This is a genomic window from Pseudomonas sp. TAA207, from assembly GCF_001529285.1.
GTDB lineage: Bacteria > Pseudomonadota > Gammaproteobacteria > Pseudomonadales > Pseudomonadaceae > Aquipseudomonas > Aquipseudomonas weihenstephanensis.
This window is the reverse complement of record NZ_LLWJ01000068.1, coordinates 41,534-60,046: the sequence shown is the minus strand read 5'-3', so window position 1 is coordinate 60,046 and position 18,513 is coordinate 41,534. Positions and strand designations below refer to the sequence as shown.

At 51.9% G+C, this 18,513-nt stretch carries 17 protein-coding genes; 13 read left to right on the top strand and 4 right to left on the bottom strand.

Features of this window, described 5'->3' with window-relative positions; all coding sequences use genetic code 11:
- Nucleotides 1-42: 42 nt before the first annotated feature.
- The 11 genes from asnB to AP059_RS14760 all read left to right on the top strand — a co-directional run bounded on the left by asnB (nt 43) and on the right by AP059_RS14760 (nt 13,151).
- Nucleotides 43-1,977, top strand: a complete 1,935-nt coding sequence (gene asnB / locus AP059_RS14810; RefSeq protein ID WP_082706815.1) for an asparagine synthase (glutamine-hydrolyzing) — start codon at nt 43-45, stop codon at nt 1,975-1,977.
- Between the two features lie 52 nt (nt 1,978-2,029).
- A complete protein-coding gene (locus AP059_RS14805; protein ID WP_059764108.1) occupies nt 2,030-2,836 on the top strand; it encodes a glycosyltransferase in 807 nt (268 codons plus the stop codon).
- A gap of 12 nt (nt 2,837-2,848) precedes the next feature.
- Nucleotides 2,849-3,817: an SDR family NAD(P)-dependent oxidoreductase gene (locus AP059_RS14800; RefSeq protein ID WP_059764106.1), complete on the top strand. Its 969-nt coding sequence runs from the start codon at nt 2,849-2,851 to the stop codon at nt 3,815-3,817.
- Nucleotides 3,818-3,840: 23 nt separating this feature from the next.
- Nucleotides 3,841-5,172: a UDP-glucose dehydrogenase family protein gene (locus AP059_RS14795; RefSeq protein WP_048365601.1), complete on the top strand. Its 1,332-nt coding sequence runs from the start codon at nt 3,841-3,843 to the stop codon at nt 5,170-5,172.
- A gap of 177 nt (nt 5,173-5,349) precedes the next feature.
- Complete coding sequence (locus tag AP059_RS14790; RefSeq protein WP_059764104.1) at nt 5,350-6,372, top strand: MraY family glycosyltransferase; 1,023 nt, start codon at nt 5,350-5,352, stop codon at nt 6,370-6,372.
- Between the two features lie 93 nt (nt 6,373-6,465).
- Nucleotides 6,466-8,460, top strand: a complete 1,995-nt coding sequence (locus AP059_RS14785; RefSeq protein WP_059764102.1) for a polysaccharide biosynthesis protein — start codon at nt 6,466-6,468, stop codon at nt 8,458-8,460.
- Nucleotides 8,461-8,495: 35 nt separating this feature from the next.
- Nucleotides 8,496-9,461 carry a glycosyltransferase family 2 protein gene (locus AP059_RS14780; RefSeq protein ID WP_059764100.1) on the top strand — a complete coding sequence of 322 codons (966 nt, stop codon included), beginning with the start codon at nt 8,496-8,498 and terminating at the stop codon, nt 9,459-9,461.
- A gap of 21 nt (nt 9,462-9,482) precedes the next feature.
- On the top strand, nt 9,483-9,851 hold the full coding sequence (locus tag AP059_RS14775) for a GtrA family protein (protein WP_059764098.1): 369 nt from the start codon (nt 9,483-9,485) through the stop codon (nt 9,849-9,851).
- Nucleotide 9,852: 1 nt separating this feature from the next.
- Nucleotides 9,853-11,322 (top strand): hypothetical protein, encoded by a 1,470-nt coding sequence (locus AP059_RS14770; RefSeq protein WP_131811524.1) that lies wholly within the window; start codon nt 9,853-9,855, stop codon nt 11,320-11,322.
- A gap of 133 nt (nt 11,323-11,455) precedes the next feature.
- Nucleotides 11,456-12,577 carry an acyltransferase family protein gene (locus AP059_RS14765; RefSeq protein WP_082706814.1) on the top strand — a complete coding sequence of 374 codons (1,122 nt, stop codon included), beginning with the start codon at nt 11,456-11,458 and terminating at the stop codon, nt 12,575-12,577.
- A 241-nt stretch (nt 12,578-12,818) separates the two neighbouring features.
- Entirely contained in the window at nt 12,819-13,151 is a 333-nt protein-coding gene (locus AP059_RS14760) for a ComEA family DNA-binding protein (protein ID WP_059764092.1), read from the top strand.
- Between the two features lie 58 nt (nt 13,152-13,209).
- Here the strand turns inward: AP059_RS14760 and AP059_RS14755 are convergent, their stop codons facing one another.
- A complete protein-coding gene (locus AP059_RS14755; RefSeq protein WP_059764090.1) occupies nt 13,210-13,773 on the bottom strand; it encodes a TetR/AcrR family transcriptional regulator in 564 nt (187 codons plus the stop codon).
- A gap of 127 nt (nt 13,774-13,900) precedes the next feature.
- The gene (locus tag AP059_RS22075) at nt 13,901-14,068 is read right to left on the bottom strand and encodes a DUF2897 family protein (RefSeq protein WP_082149311.1); all 168 of its coding nucleotides are present in this window, start codon (nt 14,066-14,068) and stop codon (nt 13,901-13,903) included.
- A 231-nt stretch (nt 14,069-14,299) separates the two neighbouring features.
- On the opposite strand from AP059_RS22075, the gene pyrF reads away from it, so the two are divergent.
- On the top strand, nt 14,300-14,998 hold the full coding sequence (pyrF, locus tag AP059_RS14750; protein ID WP_162207811.1) for an orotidine-5'-phosphate decarboxylase: 699 nt from the start codon (nt 14,300-14,302) through the stop codon (nt 14,996-14,998).
- Nucleotides 14,999-15,121: 123 nt separating this feature from the next.
- On the opposite strand, the gene AP059_RS14745 is transcribed toward pyrF, so the two are convergent.
- Nucleotides 15,122-16,126 carry an NADP-dependent oxidoreductase gene (locus tag AP059_RS14745; RefSeq protein ID WP_059764088.1) on the bottom strand — a complete coding sequence of 335 codons (1,005 nt, stop codon included), beginning with the start codon at nt 16,124-16,126 and terminating at the stop codon, nt 15,122-15,124.
- 183 nt (nt 16,127-16,309) lie between these two features.
- Here AP059_RS14745 and AP059_RS14740 point away from each other — a divergent pair, with 183 nt between their 5' ends.
- On the top strand, nt 16,310-17,071 hold the full coding sequence (locus AP059_RS14740) for an SDR family oxidoreductase (protein ID WP_059764086.1): 762 nt from the start codon (nt 16,310-16,312) through the stop codon (nt 17,069-17,071).
- A 46-nt stretch (nt 17,072-17,117) separates the two neighbouring features.
- Here AP059_RS14740 and AP059_RS14735 read toward each other — a convergent pair whose 3' ends face one another.
- Entirely contained in the window at nt 17,118-18,308 is a 1,191-nt protein-coding gene (locus tag AP059_RS14735; RefSeq protein WP_059764084.1) for a benzoate/H(+) symporter BenE family transporter, read from the bottom strand.
- Nucleotides 18,309-18,513: the final 205 nt, after the last annotated feature.

Genomic DNA, 18,513 nt, shown 5'->3' with positions numbered 1-18,513 from the left:
AGCCTGCAGTAAAATCAAATTGAATTATCAGGGTGGTAAGCAGTGTGTGGATTCGCAGGCTTTTTAAAGAAAACGGCTTTATTGAATGATCCGACCAACACCCTGCGCAACATGGGGCTGGCGATAGTAAATCGTGGGCCAGACTCCAGTGGCGAATGGTTTTGCGCTGAGCACGGTATTGGGTTGTCCCATCGAAGGCTCGCCATTGTGGATATGACGGCGTCTGGTCATCAGCCAATGTTTTCCAGCAGTGGCCGTTATGTCATGGCTTTCAATGGTGAGATTTATAACCATCTGGAGCTAAGAAAGGTATTGGAGGAGGCTAATCCTTCACTGACATGGAAGGGGACCTCAGACACGGAAACTATGCTTGCCAGTTTTGAGCATTACGGTCTCTTGGGTGGGCTTGATACCTTGGTGGGCATGTTTGCAGCCGCGGTGTGGGACACGCAGGCGCAGGCGCTCTATTTGTTTCGAGACCGGTTAGGTGAAAAGCCTCTTTATTACGGATGGCAAGACGATACATTTTTATTCGGTTCTGAGCTTAAGGCACTCAAGGCACACCCCGCCTTCAAGGCTGATATCTACCGACCCGGTATATCGCTTCTACTGCGTTATGGCTATATTCCGGCCCCGTATTCAATTTATGAAAACATTTTCAAACTTGAGGCGGGCGAATATGCGTGTGTATCAAGCCGTCAACCTGAGGTGCAAGTAACAAAGTATTGGGATGTGGCGGCCGTTATAAAGTCTTCCGTGAACGATCCTTTCAAGGGTAATGCACCTGAAGCTACCGCGCATTTGGAAACGTTGTTAGAGACCACCATATCCCAGCAAATGCTTGCCGACGTTCCATTGGGTTCTTTTTTATCGGGTGGTATTGACTCTTCTTTGATTGTTTCTCTGATGCAGAAACAATCGAGTCGTCCCGTGAAGACATTTTCTATCGGTTTTGACGATAAGTCTTATGATGAGGCTGGCTACGCCAAGGCTGTAGCGGCTCATCTGAAGACTGAACATCATGAGTTGTATGTGTCTTCAGCTGATGCTTTGGATGTGATCCCCAAGTTACCGAGCATCTATGATGAACCCTTCTCTGATTCATCACAGATTCCGACTTATCTTGTTTCTGCACTCGCACGCGAGCAGGTTACTGTCTCGCTTTCAGGTGATGGCGGAGATGAATTATTTTGTGGTTACAATCGCTACAAGATGACGGCCAAATTTTGGTCGGCACTCAAGAAAGTGCCACGGCCGATACGGTCGCTGTCCAGTGCCATGTTGACTTCGATCTCTCCAGCTACGCTCGATCTGTTAGCCAGTAAGGTACCCAAGCTATCGGGCTATGGCAGTGTCGGAGATAAAGTCCACAAAGCCGCCCGTGTAATGTCCTCTCGCAGTGCACAAGATATCTATGTGGGGCTAGTTTCAAAACACCCCAACCCGCAAACGTTGGTGATAAATGGTGTCGAGCCCGACACATGTTTGATCGGTAACACGCCTGATTTCACTGCGCTCGATGATATTCAGCAGATGATGGCCCTGGATACCCTGTCGTATTTGCCTGAAGGGGTACTGACCAAGCTGGACAGGGCCTCGATGGCTGTGTCACTCGAAGGTCGGGCGCCCTTTTTGGATCACCGAGTCTTTGAATTTGCCTGGCAATTGCCTTTGTCTATGAAAATGCAAGGCAATGACTCGAAGTGGATACTGCGGCAGATTTTATATAAATATGTGCCACAAGCGCTGATTGATCGTCCAAAGATGGGATTCGGCGTACCGCTTAGGGATTGGTTGTGCGGGCCTTTGCGTGAGTGGGCTGAAACACTTCTCGATGAGCAACGGCTTGTTCAGGAAGGGTATTTCAATGTACCGGCGGTGCGTGCCTTGTGGGCGCAGCATGCAGGTGGACGTTATGACCGATCTGGAATATTGTGGGCCATTTTGATGTTTCAAGCATGGCTGCAAGAACAATAGATCCGGTCACATCGAGACAGTGTTATGCGCGAATTCCATTGAGGTCCATATTTTGAACACTACGTTTTCTGTTCTGATGTCCATCTATAAAGATGAGACGCCTTCGAACCTACGCCAATGCTTGGAAAGTCTGGAGGCTCAGACATTAAAAGCGACGGATGTTGTGTTGGTTGAAGACGGTGTGATTGATGCGGTGCTCCAGGGCACGATTGAAGAATTCAGGCACTCACTGAATATCAAGAGCGTCAGACTGGCACAGAATATTGGCTTGGCTGCGGCTCTCAATAAGGGGCTTGAGTCTTGTGACCACGCGTACGTCGCGCGGATGGACACGGATGATGTGTGCTTGCCTGAGCGCTTTGAAAAACAGATTGGTTTTTTAATGGCGCAGCCTGAAATTGCGGTCGTAGGGGCGTTGGTCGAGGAATATGACGTCACTATGAGTGTAGCTAGCGGCATACGTCACACGCCCTCGCAACACGTAGACATTATAGCTTTTGCCAAGCGCCGTAGCCCGCTGAGCCACCCGACTGTGGTGTTCAGGAAAGAGGCAGTTTTGGCCGTGGGCGGCTATCCATTGTTCCGAAAAGCTCAAGATTATGCGTTGTGGTCGCTTATGTTACAGCGCGGGTACACGCTGCATAACGTGCCGGAAGTCCTGCTCAATATGCGCGCAGGGGCCGGTATGATGGAGCGCCGTAAAGCCGATCATTTGAAATATGAGCTGGCCATTTTGAAATACCAGAAAAGCATCGGCTTTTTAACGCCGAGTGAGTACCTCTTCAATGTGTGTGCGCGGTCGATCACTCGTCTGTCGCCTTCATTTGTAAGAACATTGATTTATAAATTCGCGCGCTGAGTGACAGACACCATGAAGATTTTAGTAACCGGGGCCGCTGGTTTTATTGGTCATGCATTAGTTAAACGCCTGGCCAGTTGCGCGACCTCCATTGTGGGCATTGATAATCTCAATGACTATTACGATGTTGAGCTTAAACACAGTCGACTGAAAGAGTTGGAAGCGGTCACCAACTTTCAGTTTATGAAGGCCGACATCAGTGATGCGACTCAGCTGAATGAGATTTTTCAATCGCATCAGTTTGATGTGGTTGTCAATCTCGCTGCCCAGGCGGGCGTTCGCTATTCGATTGAGAATCCGTCAGCCTACATTCAGGCTAACGTCGTGGGATTCTTTAATATCTTAGAAGCGTGTCGGCATTTTGCTGTTAAGCATCTTCTGTATGCGTCTTCCAGCTCTGTCTACGGGCTTAACAAAAAGACGCCATTCAGTGTTGACGATTCGGTGGATAACCCAATCAGTTTGTATGCCGCGACCAAAAAGTCGAATGAGCTTATGGCTCATACGTATGCACACCTTTATAAGTTCAAGACCACCGGCCTGCGATTTTTTACCGTCTACGGTCCTTGGGGTCGGCCGGACATGGCGATGTTCAAATTCACCAAGTCTATTTTCGAAGGCAAACCCATTGATATCTACAATAATGGCGAGCTTTCACGGGACTTTACGTACATCGATGACATCGTCGAGGCGGTCTCTGCGCTGGTTCAGCGTTCGCCGCGTGCTGATGAACCGCTTTACCACGTCTACAACATTGGCCATGGCAGCCCTGTCAAATTGATGGACTTTGTGCGAGCCGTGGAAAAAGCAGCTGATAAAAAAGCCATTTACAACTATCTGCCCATGCAAGCTGGCGATGTATCCCAAACCTGGGCTGATACGCAAGCGTTGTACGAGGCTACCGGTTGTCGCCCCGCGGTGAAAATTGAAGAGGGCTCCGAACGCTTCGTTTCGTGGTTCAAAAATTATTACAATGTTTAATATTTGAAAATGCAGGTGATACTTTGAAAGTTACTATTTTCGGCACGGGGTATGTAGGTTTGGTCACCGGTACCTGCTTGGCAGATATTGGGCACCATGTGACATGCGTCGATATTGATGAAGTAAAAATCAATAACCTGAAGAAGGGCATTATCCCCATCTATGAGCCTGGTTTGGAGGCGATGGTTGTTCAGAATTACACAGCGGGTCGCCTCAACTTCACGACCGATGCGCGCGAAGCCATTGAATTCGCCGAAATTCAAATTATTGCTGTCGGCACTCCTCCGGACGAAGACGGTTCTGCAGATTTGAAATATGTTCTCGCGGTGGCCAAATCCATTGGTCAGCATATGAACGAACACAAAATCGTTGTTGATAAGTCCACGGTACCGGTGGGGACCGCGGATAAGGTCAAGGCTGAAATTCTGAATCAGTTGGCTGCGCGTGACCTGTCGTTGACGGTCGATGTCTGTTCCAACCCTGAGTTTCTGAAAGAGGGTGCAGCCATTGAAGACTTTACCAAGGGCGCGCGAATCGTCATTGGTACGGATTCTGACTACGTAAAAACCCGTATGCGCGAATGCTACGCCCCCTACAGTCGTAACCACGACAAGCTGATTTTCATGGATATCCGTTCTGCTGAGCTGACCAAGTACGCAGCCAACGCCATGCTGGCAACTAAAATCAGCTTCATGAACGAAGTAGCTAACCTCGCTGAAAAGCTGGGTGCAGACATCGAAAGCGTTCGTATAGGCATTGGCTCCGACCCGCGCATTGGTTATCAGTTCATCTACCCGGGTTGTGGTTATGGCGGCTCTTGCTTCCCGAAAGATGTACAAGCCCTTGCGCGAACGGCGTTGGAAGTGGGTTATGTGCCGGAGTTGATTCAGTCCGTAGAGAAAGTTAATAACCGTCAGAAAAAAGTACTGTTCCAGAAACTGTCTGATGCTTTTGGCGGTCGTTTGGAAGGCAAAACCATTGCGGTTTGGGGCCTGTCTTTTAAACCTAATACTGACGACATGCGCGACGCGCCAAGCCGTACGCTGATGGAAGCCATCTGGGCGGCTGGCGGTAAGGTTAAGGCGTATGACCCTAAAGCCATGGAAGAATGCCACCGTATCTACAAGGATCAAGCAGGCCTGACGCTGTGTGCGACCAGTGATGAAGCATTGGCCTCCAGTGATGCCTTGGTTATTTGCACTGAATGGAAAGCATTCAGAGCCGTAGACCCTGCCTGGCTGGCGTCTAACCTGGCAGAGCGCATTGTGATCGACGGCCGTAATTTGTTTGAACCCGAAGCCATGTCCAAAGCGGGCATTGCTTACTCTTCCATTGGCCGCAATAGCACCGTTTAATGTGCGCGATCTGAGTGCAGTTCTGCAGGCGCTTTGATTTGCGGCCCCTGTGATGGATGGCAACTGTGTGTTGAGTCGCTCTGACGGCGGCTTGACACGCAACACAGTTGCAATCTGGACGCTTGGCTGGTTCGCACACCCGCAGGGCTTGAATCGCAGGCCTGTCTAGAGGTTTTGATGGATATTTCTTTATTTTTTATCGCCGTTGTATTGGGTTCTGCGTTGATGACTTGGGTGCTGCGTCAATATGCGCTGCGCCGTAACATCATCGATATTCCTAATGCGCGAAGCTCACATGTGATTCCGACCCCGCGAGGGGGAGGTGTTGCCATTGTGGTCATTTATTTATTGGCTATTGTTTTGCTCTATGTCGCCGGTGCTATTGATCAAGCCGCGGCAGTGTCCATTCTTGGGGCCGGAGCGTTAGTCGCAGTTATTGGCTTCATGGACGATCATGGCCATATTGCCGCGCGTTGGCGTCTGCTGGGGCACTTCAGTGCTGCATTGTGGGCGCTCTTTTGGGTTGGGGGGCTGCCTTCTATAGAGGTGTTTGGCTGGACCATAAACTTAAGTTGGGCGGGGTATGTGCTCGGGGCTTTCTATTTAGTCTGGATGCTCAATCTTTATAACTTCATGGACGGTATCGACGGTCTTGCCAGTATTGAGGCCATTTGCGCGTGCTTGGGGGCTGCCCTTATTTACTGGCTGGCAGGGAGTGCGGGTTATCTGCTCGTAGCGCCTCTCTTGCTGGCGGCGGCTGTGGCGGGGTTTCTTTTGTGGAACTTCCCTCCTGCGCGCATTTTCATGGGCGATGCAGGCAGTGGTTTCCTCGGTTTGATTCTCGGTGTGTTGTCGCTTCAGGCCGCCTGGGCGCAGTCTCAACTGCTTTGGGTATGGCTCATTTTGCTCGGCGTATTCATTGTCGATGCAACGTTCACACTCTTCAGGCGTCTGCTGCGTGGAGAGAAAGTCTATGAGGCGCATAGAACGCATGGTTACCAATATGCCTCGCGCTCAGCGGGTCGTCACTTGCCGGTCACCCTTGCCGTTACGGCCATCAATATTGTTTGGCTTTTCCCGATTGCCTTGGGGGTGGGTGTCTATGGTTGGAATGGTGCGCTGTGTCTAGTGCTGGCTTATGTCCCGTTGATCGCTCTGGCCTATAAATTCAAGGCCGGCACTGCTGAACCTGTGGCTTGAAAGCGGTACGTACAAGGAAATTGCGGTATTGACGCAATGAGTTAACAGTTACTCTTATCGCAATCAAGAGTTACAGAGGTGTTAGAAGGCGTTATGGATAGAATCAGATCGTATTTGCTCAACCTCTCACGCTGGCACAAACGCGTTTTGCAGGTATTCACAGATGTTTTATTAGTCTGGCTCGCGCTGTGGCTTGCTTTTGTCGTGCGCCTTGGCGTTGACGAGATGATCAATCCGATCGTGATGCACACGTGGCTTTTTGTCTGTGCGCCGGTGATTGCGATACCTCTGTTTGTTCGTTTTGGCATGTACCGCGCGGTAATGCGTTACTTCGGAAATGATGCGTTGATCGCCATTATCAAAGCCGTCAGCCTTTCATCGCTGATTTTGGCCGTGGTCGTGTACTGGTACAGCAACCATCAAAATGTGGTGCCGCGTTCGATCATCTTCAACTACTGGTGGCTGAGCCTGATCATGTTGGGCGGGCTGCGCCTGGGTATGCGTCAATACTTTCTCGGGGACTGGTTCGCAGCGGCACAACATGTGCCTTTTACCAATCGCGATGACGGATTGCCCCGGGTTGTGATTTATGGTGCAGGCGCGGCGGGCAATCAATTGGTCGCGGCATTGCGGATGGGGCGAGTCATGCGCCCTGTGGCTTTTATTGATGATGATGAAAGCATCGCAGACCGAGTGATCTCTGGTTTGCAGGTTTACCGGGCTAAAAACATACAGCAAATGATCGACCGAACGGGGGCTCAGGAGTTGCTGCTGGCCATACCGTCTTCTTCGCGCGGGCGTCGTCGAGAAATCCTCGGGTTGCTGGAAGGCTTTCCTCTGCACGTGAGAAGTGTTCCGGGTTTCATGGACCTGGCCAGTGGCCGGGTCAAAGTAGATGACATCCAGGAGGTCGACATTGCTGACTTGCTGGGTCGTGATGCTGTGCCTGCCCAAGGTGAACTTCTTGAGCATTGCATCAAGGGGCAAAGTGTTCTGGTGACCGGTGCCGGCGGCTCGATTGGTTCTGAACTGTGTCGCCAGATTCTTGCACTACGTCCAACCACGTTGCTGTTGTTTGAGCACAGTGAATTCAACCTTTACAGCATTCTTTCGGAACTTGAACAGCGTGTAACCCGCGAGTCTTTGTCGGTGAGGGTCTTGCCTATTTTGGGGTCCGTGCGCAACCCGCAAAAATTGCTGGATGTGATGCAAACCTGGCGAGTTGATACGGTGTATCACGCCGCTGCCTACAAGCATGTACCGATGGTTGAGCACAACATTGCCGAAGGCGTGCTGAATAATGTCATCGGTACGCTCAATACCGCTCAGGCGGCGTTGCAGGCAGGCGTTGCGAACTTCGTGTTGATCTCGACCGACAAGGCTGTACGGCCCACCAATGTTATGGGTAGCACCAAACGTCTGGCAGAAATGACGTTGCAGGCGCTCAGTCGCGAATTGGCCCCAGTACTGTTCGGCGATAAAGCGAATGTATCTCGGGTTAATAAAACCCGCTTTACCATGGTGCGCTTCGGCAATGTATTAGGGTCTTCGGGCTCAGTTATTCCGCTGTTTCACAAGCAGATCAAAGCGGGCGGTCCGTTAACCGTGACGCATCCGAAAATCACGCGCTACTTCATGACGATCCCGGAAGCGGCGCAACTGGTTATCCAAGCGGGTTCAATGGGCCTGGGCGGCGATGTGTTTGTGTTGGACATGGGGGAGCCGGTGCGCATCGTTGAATTGGCTGAGAAGATGATCCATCTTTCCGGTCTTAGCGTACGTTCCGACAAGAATCTGCACGGCGATATCGAGATTGAATTCACGGGGCTGCGTCCTGGTGAAAAGCTCTACGAAGAGTTATTGATTGGTGACAACGTTGTGGCCACCCAGCATCCGATGATCATGAGCGCCACCGAAGATCTACTTTCGTGGGATGAGCTTAAGCAGCGTTTGTCGCAGTTACTGCAAGCCGTTGAGCAGGATGATTATTCACGCGTGAGACAACTATTGCGCGACACCGTGAGTGGTTATGCGCCGGACGGTGAAATTGTGGACTGGATCTATCAGCAGCGCCGTTTAGAACCCTGATCGGTGTGAGCTATGTATTACGCAAGGAATTTGAAGTGCTGACATTGGTAATCCCTGTCTATTGCAACGAAAGCAATTTACCCAGTTTGCTACCTGCCATCTCCTCTATGAGTGAGCAACTCAATGATGCGCTGGAGGTTGTTTTCGTTGTGGATGGCAGCCCGGATCGTTGTTATGAAATATTGCGCGACACGCTTTCCACGCAACGTTTTGGTTCGCAACTGATTTTATTGTCGAAAAACTTCGGATCGTTCATGGCCATCCGAACCGGTTTGCAATACGGCACGGGTAGTCGATTTGCAGTGATGGCTGCAGACCTCCAGGAACCGCCGGAACTGGTGATAGAAATGAATCGCCTGTTGCTCAATGATCAAGCCGACGTGGTGGTGGGGGTACGCGAAAACAGGAATGATCCGTGGCTGAGCAAGTTATCGTCTTCACTGTTTTGGGGGGCTTACCGACGCTTTGTTGTCCCGGAAATCCCACCCGGCGGGGTTGATATGTTCGCCTGCAACAAAGCGTTTCGTGACACGCTTTTGACACTGGATGAGCGACACAGTTCATTGATTGCCCAGATTTTTTGGTTGGGGTTCCGCCGAGAACAAGTCACTTACACACGACAGACACGTGAGCATGGCAAGTCAGCATGGACATTACGCAAGAAAGTTAATTATTTGATGGACAGCGTATTCTCATTCACCGACTTGCCGATTCGTTGGTTGACGAGAGCAGGCGCTGTGGGGGCAGGAGTGGCAGCGCTGTTTGGGCTGTTGACGCTAATTGCCAAGCTGCATGGCGCAATTGAAGTGCCCGGCTATGCAATGATCATGATCACGCTGACGTTTTTGGGATGCCTCAACCTGTTGGGGATGGGAATTGTAGGTTCGTACGCCTGGCGAACTTATGAAAACACCAAGAATCGTCCACTTGCGATTCCGATGTGCAGCTCTGTCTACGCGGGTGCAAAAGCGGGTGAAGCCGTTTCGGTAATAGAAACATAAGTGTTTAAGGCGAAGCGTTGAATGTTCAAGCATAGATTTGTCCGTTTTCTGGTATCGGGCGGCATGGGAACACTGCTCTCATACGGTATTTACCTTGCCTTATTGCAAGTGCTTGATTTCAGGCTGAGTTATACCGTCTCCTATGTATTTGGGATCATTTTCGCCTACGTCATGGGGCGTTTTTTTGTGTTTAAGGCAACCCAAGGGGCAGCATCAATCCTGCTGTTCCCACTGGTGTATGCCGCGCAGTATGTGTTGGGCGTGTGTGTGGTATGGGGCAGTGTCGAATACCTCGGCATGCCTCAATGGATAGCGCCGTTAATTGCTGTTGCCGTGACTATTCCCTGTACCTATTTTCTGTCGAAGTATTTATTCGTTGGACGGTTTTGACGTGAGTAAAGAAAGTTTTTTTGCACATCGCTACACCACTCAATCTATGATTGTGCTGTTCGCTATTCTGCTGTTTGTTGTGGTGTATTGGGTGTGCGGTACTATTGCGGTCAATGCAGGGACGGGATGGGATGGTTCGATCTATTTGAACTATATTGAGCGGCTTGCCCGAGGGGAGGCCATTCATGGCGATCCGTATCGTTTAATGCGGATGCCAGGCTTTGGTCCTTTGATTGGCGGTGCCGCACTCGGGTTGTCGCCAACGTACTTCTTGACCTTTCAAATGTTGGTGAATGGGCTCGTTGTTTCCATGGGGCTGGCTTTGTTTTATTCAGCCTTGATGAATATAGGGTGCGAACGAAAGTCGGCGTTAATGTCGACAGCTTTGCTGATGTTGACCTGGCCCGTATTGGTCATGCCGGTGTATTACCCAATTCTCAGTGATCACGCTGCAATTGCGTTGAGTTGTACAGCACTTTGGCTGTGGTCAAAGTCTCTTCGGGTGTGGCTGTCAGGTCTGTGTGTGCTGAGTGTCTGGGTACTGCCCGGGTTGTTTTTATTGCCTCTTGTATTACTGTGCTTCCCTTTTCAGCACGCCAGCAAGGATGAAGGTTGTCAGTCAGCCAAGGTGTTGTCAGTTCGTATATTTGCAGTCTCCGGGGTCATTGCTGCTGCGTTGTTGTTAAAACACTTACTGCGCTTTTCTGTTGAGAAAATTGCTGTTCATGCCGTAGATAAAAATGGTCAAACAGCGCTGACTGAATGGCTACCACTGACGTATGTCGCCGCTATTTTATGCGTTTTGTATGTCGCCTGGATCTACTCAAGGATGATCGTCGACCGTTCTGTCTGGTCGGCATTGAACATAAAGTGGTTGTGCGTGAGTCTTGTGGTGCTTGCCAGTACCTTTGTGTGGGTGTACTTAAGTTTTGATTGGTCTGTAGGGTTCGCAGGCCCGCCGTTGACCAAGTTCATGACATTTCAATCACTAGCGGCGCCGTTTAAACCGCTGGTTGCACACTTTTATGCGTTCGGCCCGGTGATTGTGTTGTCCCTGTGGAGCCTTTATCGCTGGAGTATCAAGCGCGAGCGTAATGTGCCCCGGGCACTGATTGTCGTACTGGCTGCTTATTTACCCTTTCTGTTGTTCGGCTCGGAAAGCAGGCAATGGATAGGGGTGCTGCCAGTCAGTGCAGCTATCTTCGCCATGTCAGGTTTTTCGTTTGGCCTGCGGATATGGAGTGTTATTTATGCGGCTTTGCTCATCACGCCATTAATGTTTCTTCAGTCAAACAATGCCCAGGCTCTTGCACAAGGGTTGAGTTATCAAAGTGGTGAGTGGCAATATTATTTCGGCCGACAAGGGCCCTGGATGTCGGCGAGCATGTATTTATCTGTAGCGACACTGCTTCTAGTCTTTGTCCTCGTGGCGATGTTGATCCAACGCTTTAGCAAGCAGGCCGTGAAGTAAGGTGTGAAACGCTAAATTAAAATAATGAAATGGCTGAGCAGTAGGGGCAGGGCATGACAGGTGTTTGCATTGAAGATGGGCGAGAGCGAGCAGTTGGCGAGTCCGAAAAAATTAACTGTGTGCGGAATAAAAAGTGATAAATAATATTCAGTTTTTACGGTTTGTAGCAGCGTCGCTGGTAATATTTGCTCACGCACCTCTCAATGCCTTTGGTGTGTCATCACACACCATTCATCTGGGTGGTTTTGGTGTGGATATATTTTTTATTATCAGTGGATTCATTATTCCTTACATCTTGTTTGGTGCTTCTCATAACGTAAGTCAACTCCCGAAAATGGGAGGTGTCAGTTTCTTTATTCGTCGAATAGTTCGTATCTGGCCCTTGTATTTCGTGGCGACCGCCTTTGTTATTTTGACTGCCCTGATCGTGCGCTATTCAGGGTTGACCCCAAACTTTGAAGTGAACAATGTCTATGGGTTGGCTAAGTTGGACTGGACGTTGTTGTTTGAGTCTTTAACCTTCACTCATGCCGTTGTAGCGCCCACGCTGAATGTCGGCTGGACACTGCAACTTGAATTTTTGTTTTACACCGCCGTGGCTATTATGCTTCTGCTCGGTGCTAAAAGTTTTTTTCATGTGGCCATCTCCTATGCACTGTTATTGCTGGGTTCTGCACTGTTGCTTGGCTCTGCGGGGGCCACGTTTGCAAGCTATTTTCCGCCGTTAAAGCTATTGGCCACACCCATGATGATCGAGTTTTTGTTCGGTCTTATCCTTTATGGGTGCTACCTCAATGGCTATTTTTTGAATAAGTGGTTGTCGGCAGCATTGATGCTGTTGATTGTCCCAGTGTTTTACTACACAGAGCTTCATGCGCTGATGTCCAGTGTTGGGGGCGCCTATAACCGGGTGTTGGTCTGGGGTACGTTTGCATTTTTCATCGTATGGGCAGCGATAAGCCTGGAGCCCCACTACTCAATGCCAAAGGTTTTCAGTGTGCTGGGTGATGCGTCGTACAGCCTCTATTTAACTCATTGGTTAGTCCTTCCCTGGATCACCTTTGTGATCGATCGATACACGTTGTATCCGAAAATTGGCTTGTTAGGCTTGCTGGTTATATGCTTTTTCGTCTGTCAGTTTGTGGCGTTGCTCACTCACTTCTTTGTTGAAAAACCACTCAATGAAAAAGTGCGCAAGGTTGTATTTTTGAGGGGTGTAAATCGTACAGGTGTTCAGCCAGCCACCGTGGTTTGAAAGAGGGACGGCCATTGTTAACCGCGTGTGAGAACACGGGTAAATATGAGCCTGTTTCGTATCTCTAATCACAGTTTTCCGGCATGTTTCGCACCTGCTTTCATCGGTTTCGCAGTGCGCTCGTCAGGCTCAATACACATGCTGCAATTGCTTGATTTTTGACTCTTTCTCGACATCGTCTAGGTTTGGCATACAGCTCAGGAAAGCTGTTTCCATTTAACGATGTCTTGGAGTGTCACTCATGCGTATTGCACTTGTTCCTTTGTTCGTCATGGCCATGTTGTCGGGTATTTCGGGGTTGGCGGGTGCCAATACGCCAGTCACACCGCCCGCCGCAGTCGTTACACCCGCTCAAGTGGCACCTGATGTTCAAGTGATGACCATTAATTTGAATACGGCAGACGAAGCGACCTTGCAGCGTGAGCTGTCGGGTGTTGGCGCCGCTAAAGCCAGAGCCATCGTGGCCTACCGGCAAGCGAATGGTGATTTTGCTTCTGCGGACGAGTTGCTGGAGGTCAAGGGAATAGGCAAGGCGATCTACGAGAAGAACCGTGACAAGGTTGCGGTTAACTAAGCCCTATCGATGTATGACAGAAGGCCAGCCTGTGACTGGCCTTTTTGCTTTTTGTTGTTTAAGCCTGCGCAGCAGGACCTTTCAACGCTTTACGCGTTACATCCAGAATCTTCTCTTTCAAGTCGTCGTTCTCGGCGCCCCGGGAGAGAACCAGCGCACCCACTAGGGTGGCAAACAGCACAATGCTTTGATCTTCGGCGTCAGGGCCGGTCAATACATCCTGGATTTGCTTGAGCCGGGCATTGATGACGTAGTCGGTGGTCGCGCTAGGGTTGCCGTTCTGGGCCATTTCGATGGACATGGTTGGCAGCGGGCAGCCCTCGTGGGGAGAGGTGAGGTGCCATTCGGAGAGGTAAGTGTCGATAAAGGTATGCAGCGGGTCCGTGGTGTTGAACAGGTCGTTACAGCGACCATCCACCTCGGAGGCAGCGTGCTGGAGGGCTTTTTCGACCAGCTCGTCTTTGGAGGAGAAGTGCGCATAAAAGCCGCCATGAGTCAGGCCCAATGCTTTCATAAGAGGCTGTAACCCCGTTGCGCCGATGCCGTCTCGTCGAAAACGTATAGAGGCTTCTTCGATAATGCGCTGATGGGTGTGGGCCTTATGGTCTTGGGAATACCTCATGGCGTGCGTCCTTGATTTCAATCAGCCATCATATGCCTGTGTTTCCGCAGGTTGTATGGGCGATTTTATGTAAAGACGTGTAGGCGTTTGGCTATGAACACGTTTAAAGCTGTCGGTCACTCAGCGTTTAATTGTCTTTTGATTCCTTGGCGTCCATCTCTGCATTGCGTTCGGCAACGCGTTTACGCTGTTCATCAGTGAGTTCGACTTTGTTGGCGGTGTCACGCAGGGTCATCAGCCCGCCTACGATGGCACCAATAGCAACGATCAGAATTAACCAGGCATACCAGGGCATAAATCTCTCCTTGAATGGGCGCGCTGCCGAGCAAGAGGTTGCTCATTGCCTCGCCATTGATAGATGTGAGTGCAGTCAGGCGTCAGTGGTTCAATTGTAGGCCGCTTATCCCGCCATGCCCTTTAATTGTTGGACGATGACTAAAATCGCGAATTTACGATCATCGGGTGCCGGTAAGCGGCTGGTTCCGCTACAATGCGCGCCGATTTCGACCTGCCTGAGAACCCGCTAATGTCCGACTGCCAGACTCCTATTATCGTCGCCCTGGATTTCCCAACGCGTGACGCCGCATTGAAACTGGCTGATCAGTTGGACCCCAAGCTGTGCCGCGTCAAAGTGGGCAAAGAATTGTTCACCAGTTGCGCCTCTGAAATTGTCGGTACATTGCGCGACAAGGGCTTCGAGGTATTCCTGGACCTCAAATTCCATGACATCCCAAACACCACTGCGATGGCGGTTAAAGCTGCTGCTGAAATGGGCGTTTGGATGGTCAACGTGCATTGCTCGGGTGGCATGCGCATGATGGCCGCTTGCCGTGAGGTACTGGACAAGCGTTCAGGTCCTCAGCCGTTGCTGATTGGGGTCACGGTGTTGACCAGCATGGAGCGTGAAGACCTCGCGGGCATCGGCCTGGATATCGAGCCGCAAGAGCAAGTGCTGCGTCTGGCAGCTCTGGCACAAAAAGCCGGTATGGACGGTCTGGTGTGCTCGGCGCTCGAAGCGCAAGCGCTGAAGGCAGCTCACCCGTCATTGCAGTTGGTGACGCCAGGTATTCGGCCTGCGGGCAGTGCGCTGGACGACCAGCGCCGCATCTTGACGCCACGTCAGGCGCTGGATGCCGGTTCTGACTATTTGGTGATCGGCCGTCCGATCAGCCAGGCCGCAGATCCGGCCAAGGCATTGGCGGCGGTGGTCGCCGAGTTGGCGTAAACCCGCTTTGGGGCAGCGGTGTAGTCGGGTGTGACAACTATACCGCTGTACTCGGGTTGAGCCGTGCTGAGCACTGGATCGCAGCCTCGTACCTCGTCAACTCTCAGAGCACGAGGTTGCGTGTCAGACCTTCAATATGAGCTTGCCGAAGTTTTCGCCGTTAAACAGCTTCATCAGCATTTCAGGGAAGGTTTGCAGTCCCTCGACAATGTCTTCTCGGCTTTTGAGTTGGCCTTTGGCTAACCATCCCGCCATTTCTTGCCCGGCTGCACCATAGCGATCGGCATAGTCCATCACCACAAAGCCCTCCATGCGTGCGCGATTGACCAACAGCGACAAGTAGTTCGAAGGCCCTTTTACGGCCTCCTTGTTGTTGTATTGGCTGATGGCACCACAGATAACGACGCGAGCCTTGAAGCTCAAACGGCTGAGTACGGCATCCAGAATGTCGCCGCCTACGTTGTCGAAATACACATCGACGCCTTTAGGGCATTCACGTTTCAGACCTGCGAGCACGTCTTCGTTTTTGTAGTCGATAACCCCGTCAAACCCCAACTTGTCAATCAAGTAGCTGCATTTCTCTTTGCCGCCAGCGATGCCTACTACACGGCAGCCTTTGAGTTTGGCGATTTGCCCGGCAATGCTGCCCACAGCACCCGCAGCGCCAGAGATCACCACCGTGTCGCCTTCTTTGGGGGTGCCGACTTCCAGCAGGGCAAAGTAGGCGGTCATGCCGGTCATGCCCAGCGCGGACAAATACACGGGCAGTGGCACCAGAGTCGGGTCGATTTTGTAGAAGCCTCGAGGTGCGCCCAGAAAATAATCCTGCACGCCCAGCGCGCCATTGACGTAGTCACCTACGCTGAAATCGGGGTGTGAGGAGGCAATCACCTTGCCCACGCCCAACGCACGCATGACCTCGCCCAAACCGACGGGAGGAATGTACGACTTGCCTTCGTTCATCCAGCCGCGCATGGCGGGGTCAAGGGACAAATACTCGTTTTTGACCAGGATCTGGCCTTCGACGGGCTGGCCCACGGGGATTTCTTGATAGGTAAACGTGTCGCGAGTTGCTGCACCGACGGGGCGTTTAGCAAGCAGGAATTGGCGATTGGTCAGGTCAGTCATGGCAAGGAGTCTTCAAAAAGGCAAAGGCTGTTGATAGACGCTCTTGGCTTTGACCGCAAGTAAATGCGTGATGACGAATGTTTTTTTATCAGTTTGGATGATGTTGCTGGGCAGGGTTTTATCACTGCGATAAATACTTCTCGGGCTGTCGATGCGCAGCGCACTTCGATAAGGATAAAAATAATGAGCATGACATTTGCGGGCCGCGTAGCGGTCGTGACGGGTGCAGGGGCAGGCATCGGCAAAGCGACAGCCCTGGCATTTGCCGCTGAAGGGTTATGTGTAGTGGCCGCCGATGTAGACGTTCATGGTGGGCAAGAGACGGTCAGGCAGATCCAGGCCGCTGGCGGCATTGCCCTGTTTGTGCGCTGTAATGTGACCCTTGAAGCGGATGTCAAACAGTTGATGGAGCAAACCGTTAACACCTACGGGCGTTTGGATTATGCGTTCAATAATGCGGGCATCGAAATTGAGCAGGGCCGTTTGGCTGACGGCACGCAGGACGAGTTCGACGCGATCATGGGGGTTAATGTCAAAGGCGTGTGGCTGTGCATGAAGTACCAGTTGCCCTTGATGGTGGCGCAGGGCGGCGGCGTCATTGTCAACACCGCGTCAGTGGCCGGTTTGGGCGCGGCACCGAAAATGAGTATTTATTCGGCATCCAAACATGCGGTGATAGGCCTGACCAAGTCGGCGGCGATTGAGTACGCGAAAAAAAGCATCCGGGTGAATGCCATCTGCCCTGGGGTGATCGATACCGACATGTTTCGCCGTGCCGGCGAAGCAGATCCGCGCAAGGCGCAGTATGCAGCGGCCGTGCATCCGATGGGGCGCATTGGCACTGCCCAGGAAGTGGCCAGTGCCGTGTTGTATCTGTGCTCTGACGGTGCGGCCTTTACCACAGGCCATGCGTTGGCGGTGGATGGCGGAGCACTGGCGATCTGATAACCCGCTGCAGGCTCAAGCACGCTTGCGCCTGCACGCGTGTGGCTTATCGGGTTTTCCAGCTCAGGATCATCAGCGTCAAAACCCCTGCGACAATCCCCCAAAACGCTGAACCCACCGAGAACAGGGTCATGCCCGAGGCGGTGACCATAAATGTGACCAGTGCGGCTTCACGCTCTTTGGATTCGTTCATGGCGATGGTCAGGCCGTTCATGATTGAACCGAACAATGCCAGAGCGGCAATCGACAGCACCAACTCTTTTGGAAACGCCGCAAACAGCCCGGCCAGCGTTGCGCCGAAAATACCGGCAATGCCGTAGAAGATTCCGCACCACACGGCGGCGGTATAGCGCTTTTTGGGGTCTTCGTGGGCGTGCGGACCGGTGCAGATGGCGGCGCTGATGGCCGCGAGGTTGATGCCATGTGAGCCGAAGGGCGCTAACAGTAATGAAGCGATACCGGTCGTGGTAATCAGCGGCGACGCGGGCACGGTGTAGCCGTCTGCGCGCAGTACGGCAACGCCGGGCATGTTTTGCGAGGTCATGGCCACAACAAACAGCGGGATGCCGATACTGATCGTCGCGGCCAGTGAAAAGGACGGCGTGGTCCACTCGGGGATCGCCACTTCGAGGGCGAAATCCTTGAAGTCCAACAGCCCCAGTAACCCGCAGATCAACGTGCCCACCAGTAATGACCCCAGCACGGCATAGCGGGGGGACAGGCGCTTGACGATCAGGTAGGTGATAAACATCCCCAGTACCAGTGCGGTCTGGTGCTGGGCCGCGACGAATATTTCGCTGCAAATTTTAAACAGGATGCCCGCCAGCAGCGCCGAGGCGAGTGATGCAGGAATGCGTTTGACCAGGCGGTCGAAGCTGCCAGTCACGCCACAAATAATCACCAGCACGGCACAGGTGATATAGCCACCGATCGCGTCGGGGTAGCTGACGCCGCCCAAACTGGTAATCAGCAACGCAGCACCTGGCGTCGACCAGGCAATGGTGATCGGGGTGCGATAACGCAGTGACAAACCAATGCTGCAAATGGCCATGCCGATGGACAACGCCCAGATCCAGGACGATATTTGCCCGCTGGTCAGGCCCGCCGCCTGGCCTGCCTGAAACATCAGCACCAGGGTACTGGTGTAGCCGGTCATCATCGCAATAAAACCTGCGACCACGGCCGAAGGGGAGCTGTCTGCCAATGGCCGTAAGCGCTTATGAGTGGCATCCGTCATGAAGCTATATTCCTTGTTCTTTAAATAAGGGTGGGCAGGGCGCCAGCCTAAACGCAAAGGTTACATGTCATTGCAATACAGCCGTGGCAGCAAAGAGCCGTACAGTCGTACTGGCAATCTGGGTTGTGTACAATGCGCGCTGTTTTTAAGTATTAATTCATTACCAGCGGCGCCCGTTTACGTACTAACGTAAAACCTCATCCGC

Bases quoted from the DNA above. Each gene is read 5' to 3' on its own strand.
- AP059_RS14790 (WP_059764104.1), top strand. From the start codon at position 5,350: ATGGATATTTCTTTATTTTTTATCGCCGTTGTATTGGGTTCTGCGTTG.
- AP059_RS14735 (WP_059764084.1), bottom strand. From the start codon at position 18,308: ATGACGGATGCCACTCATAAGCGCTTACGGCCATTGGCAGACAGCTCC.
- AP059_RS14775 (WP_059764098.1), top strand. From the start codon at position 9,483: ATGTTCAAGCATAGATTTGTCCGTTTTCTGGTATCGGGCGGCATGGGA.
- AP059_RS14785 (WP_059764102.1), top strand. From the start codon at position 6,466: ATGGATAGAATCAGATCGTATTTGCTCAACCTCTCACGCTGGCACAAA.
- AP059_RS14800 (WP_059764106.1), top strand. From the start codon at position 2,849: ATGAAGATTTTAGTAACCGGGGCCGCTGGTTTTATTGGTCATGCATTA.
- AP059_RS14755 (WP_059764090.1), bottom strand. From the start codon at position 13,773: ATGAGGTATTCCCAAGACCATAAGGCCCACACCCATCAGCGCATTATC.
- pyrF (WP_162207811.1), top strand. From the start codon at position 14,300: ATGTCCGACTGCCAGACTCCTATTATCGTCGCCCTGGATTTCCCAACG.
- AP059_RS22075 (WP_082149311.1), bottom strand. From the start codon at position 14,068: ATGCCCTGGTATGCCTGGTTAATTCTGATCGTTGCTATTGGTGCCATC.
- AP059_RS14760 (WP_059764092.1), top strand. From the start codon at position 12,819: ATGCGTATTGCACTTGTTCCTTTGTTCGTCATGGCCATGTTGTCGGGT.
- AP059_RS14740 (WP_059764086.1), top strand. From the start codon at position 16,310: ATGAGCATGACATTTGCGGGCCGCGTAGCGGTCGTGACGGGTGCAGGG.
- AP059_RS14745 (WP_059764088.1), bottom strand. From the start codon at position 16,126: ATGACTGACCTGACCAATCGCCAATTCCTGCTTGCTAAACGCCCCGTC.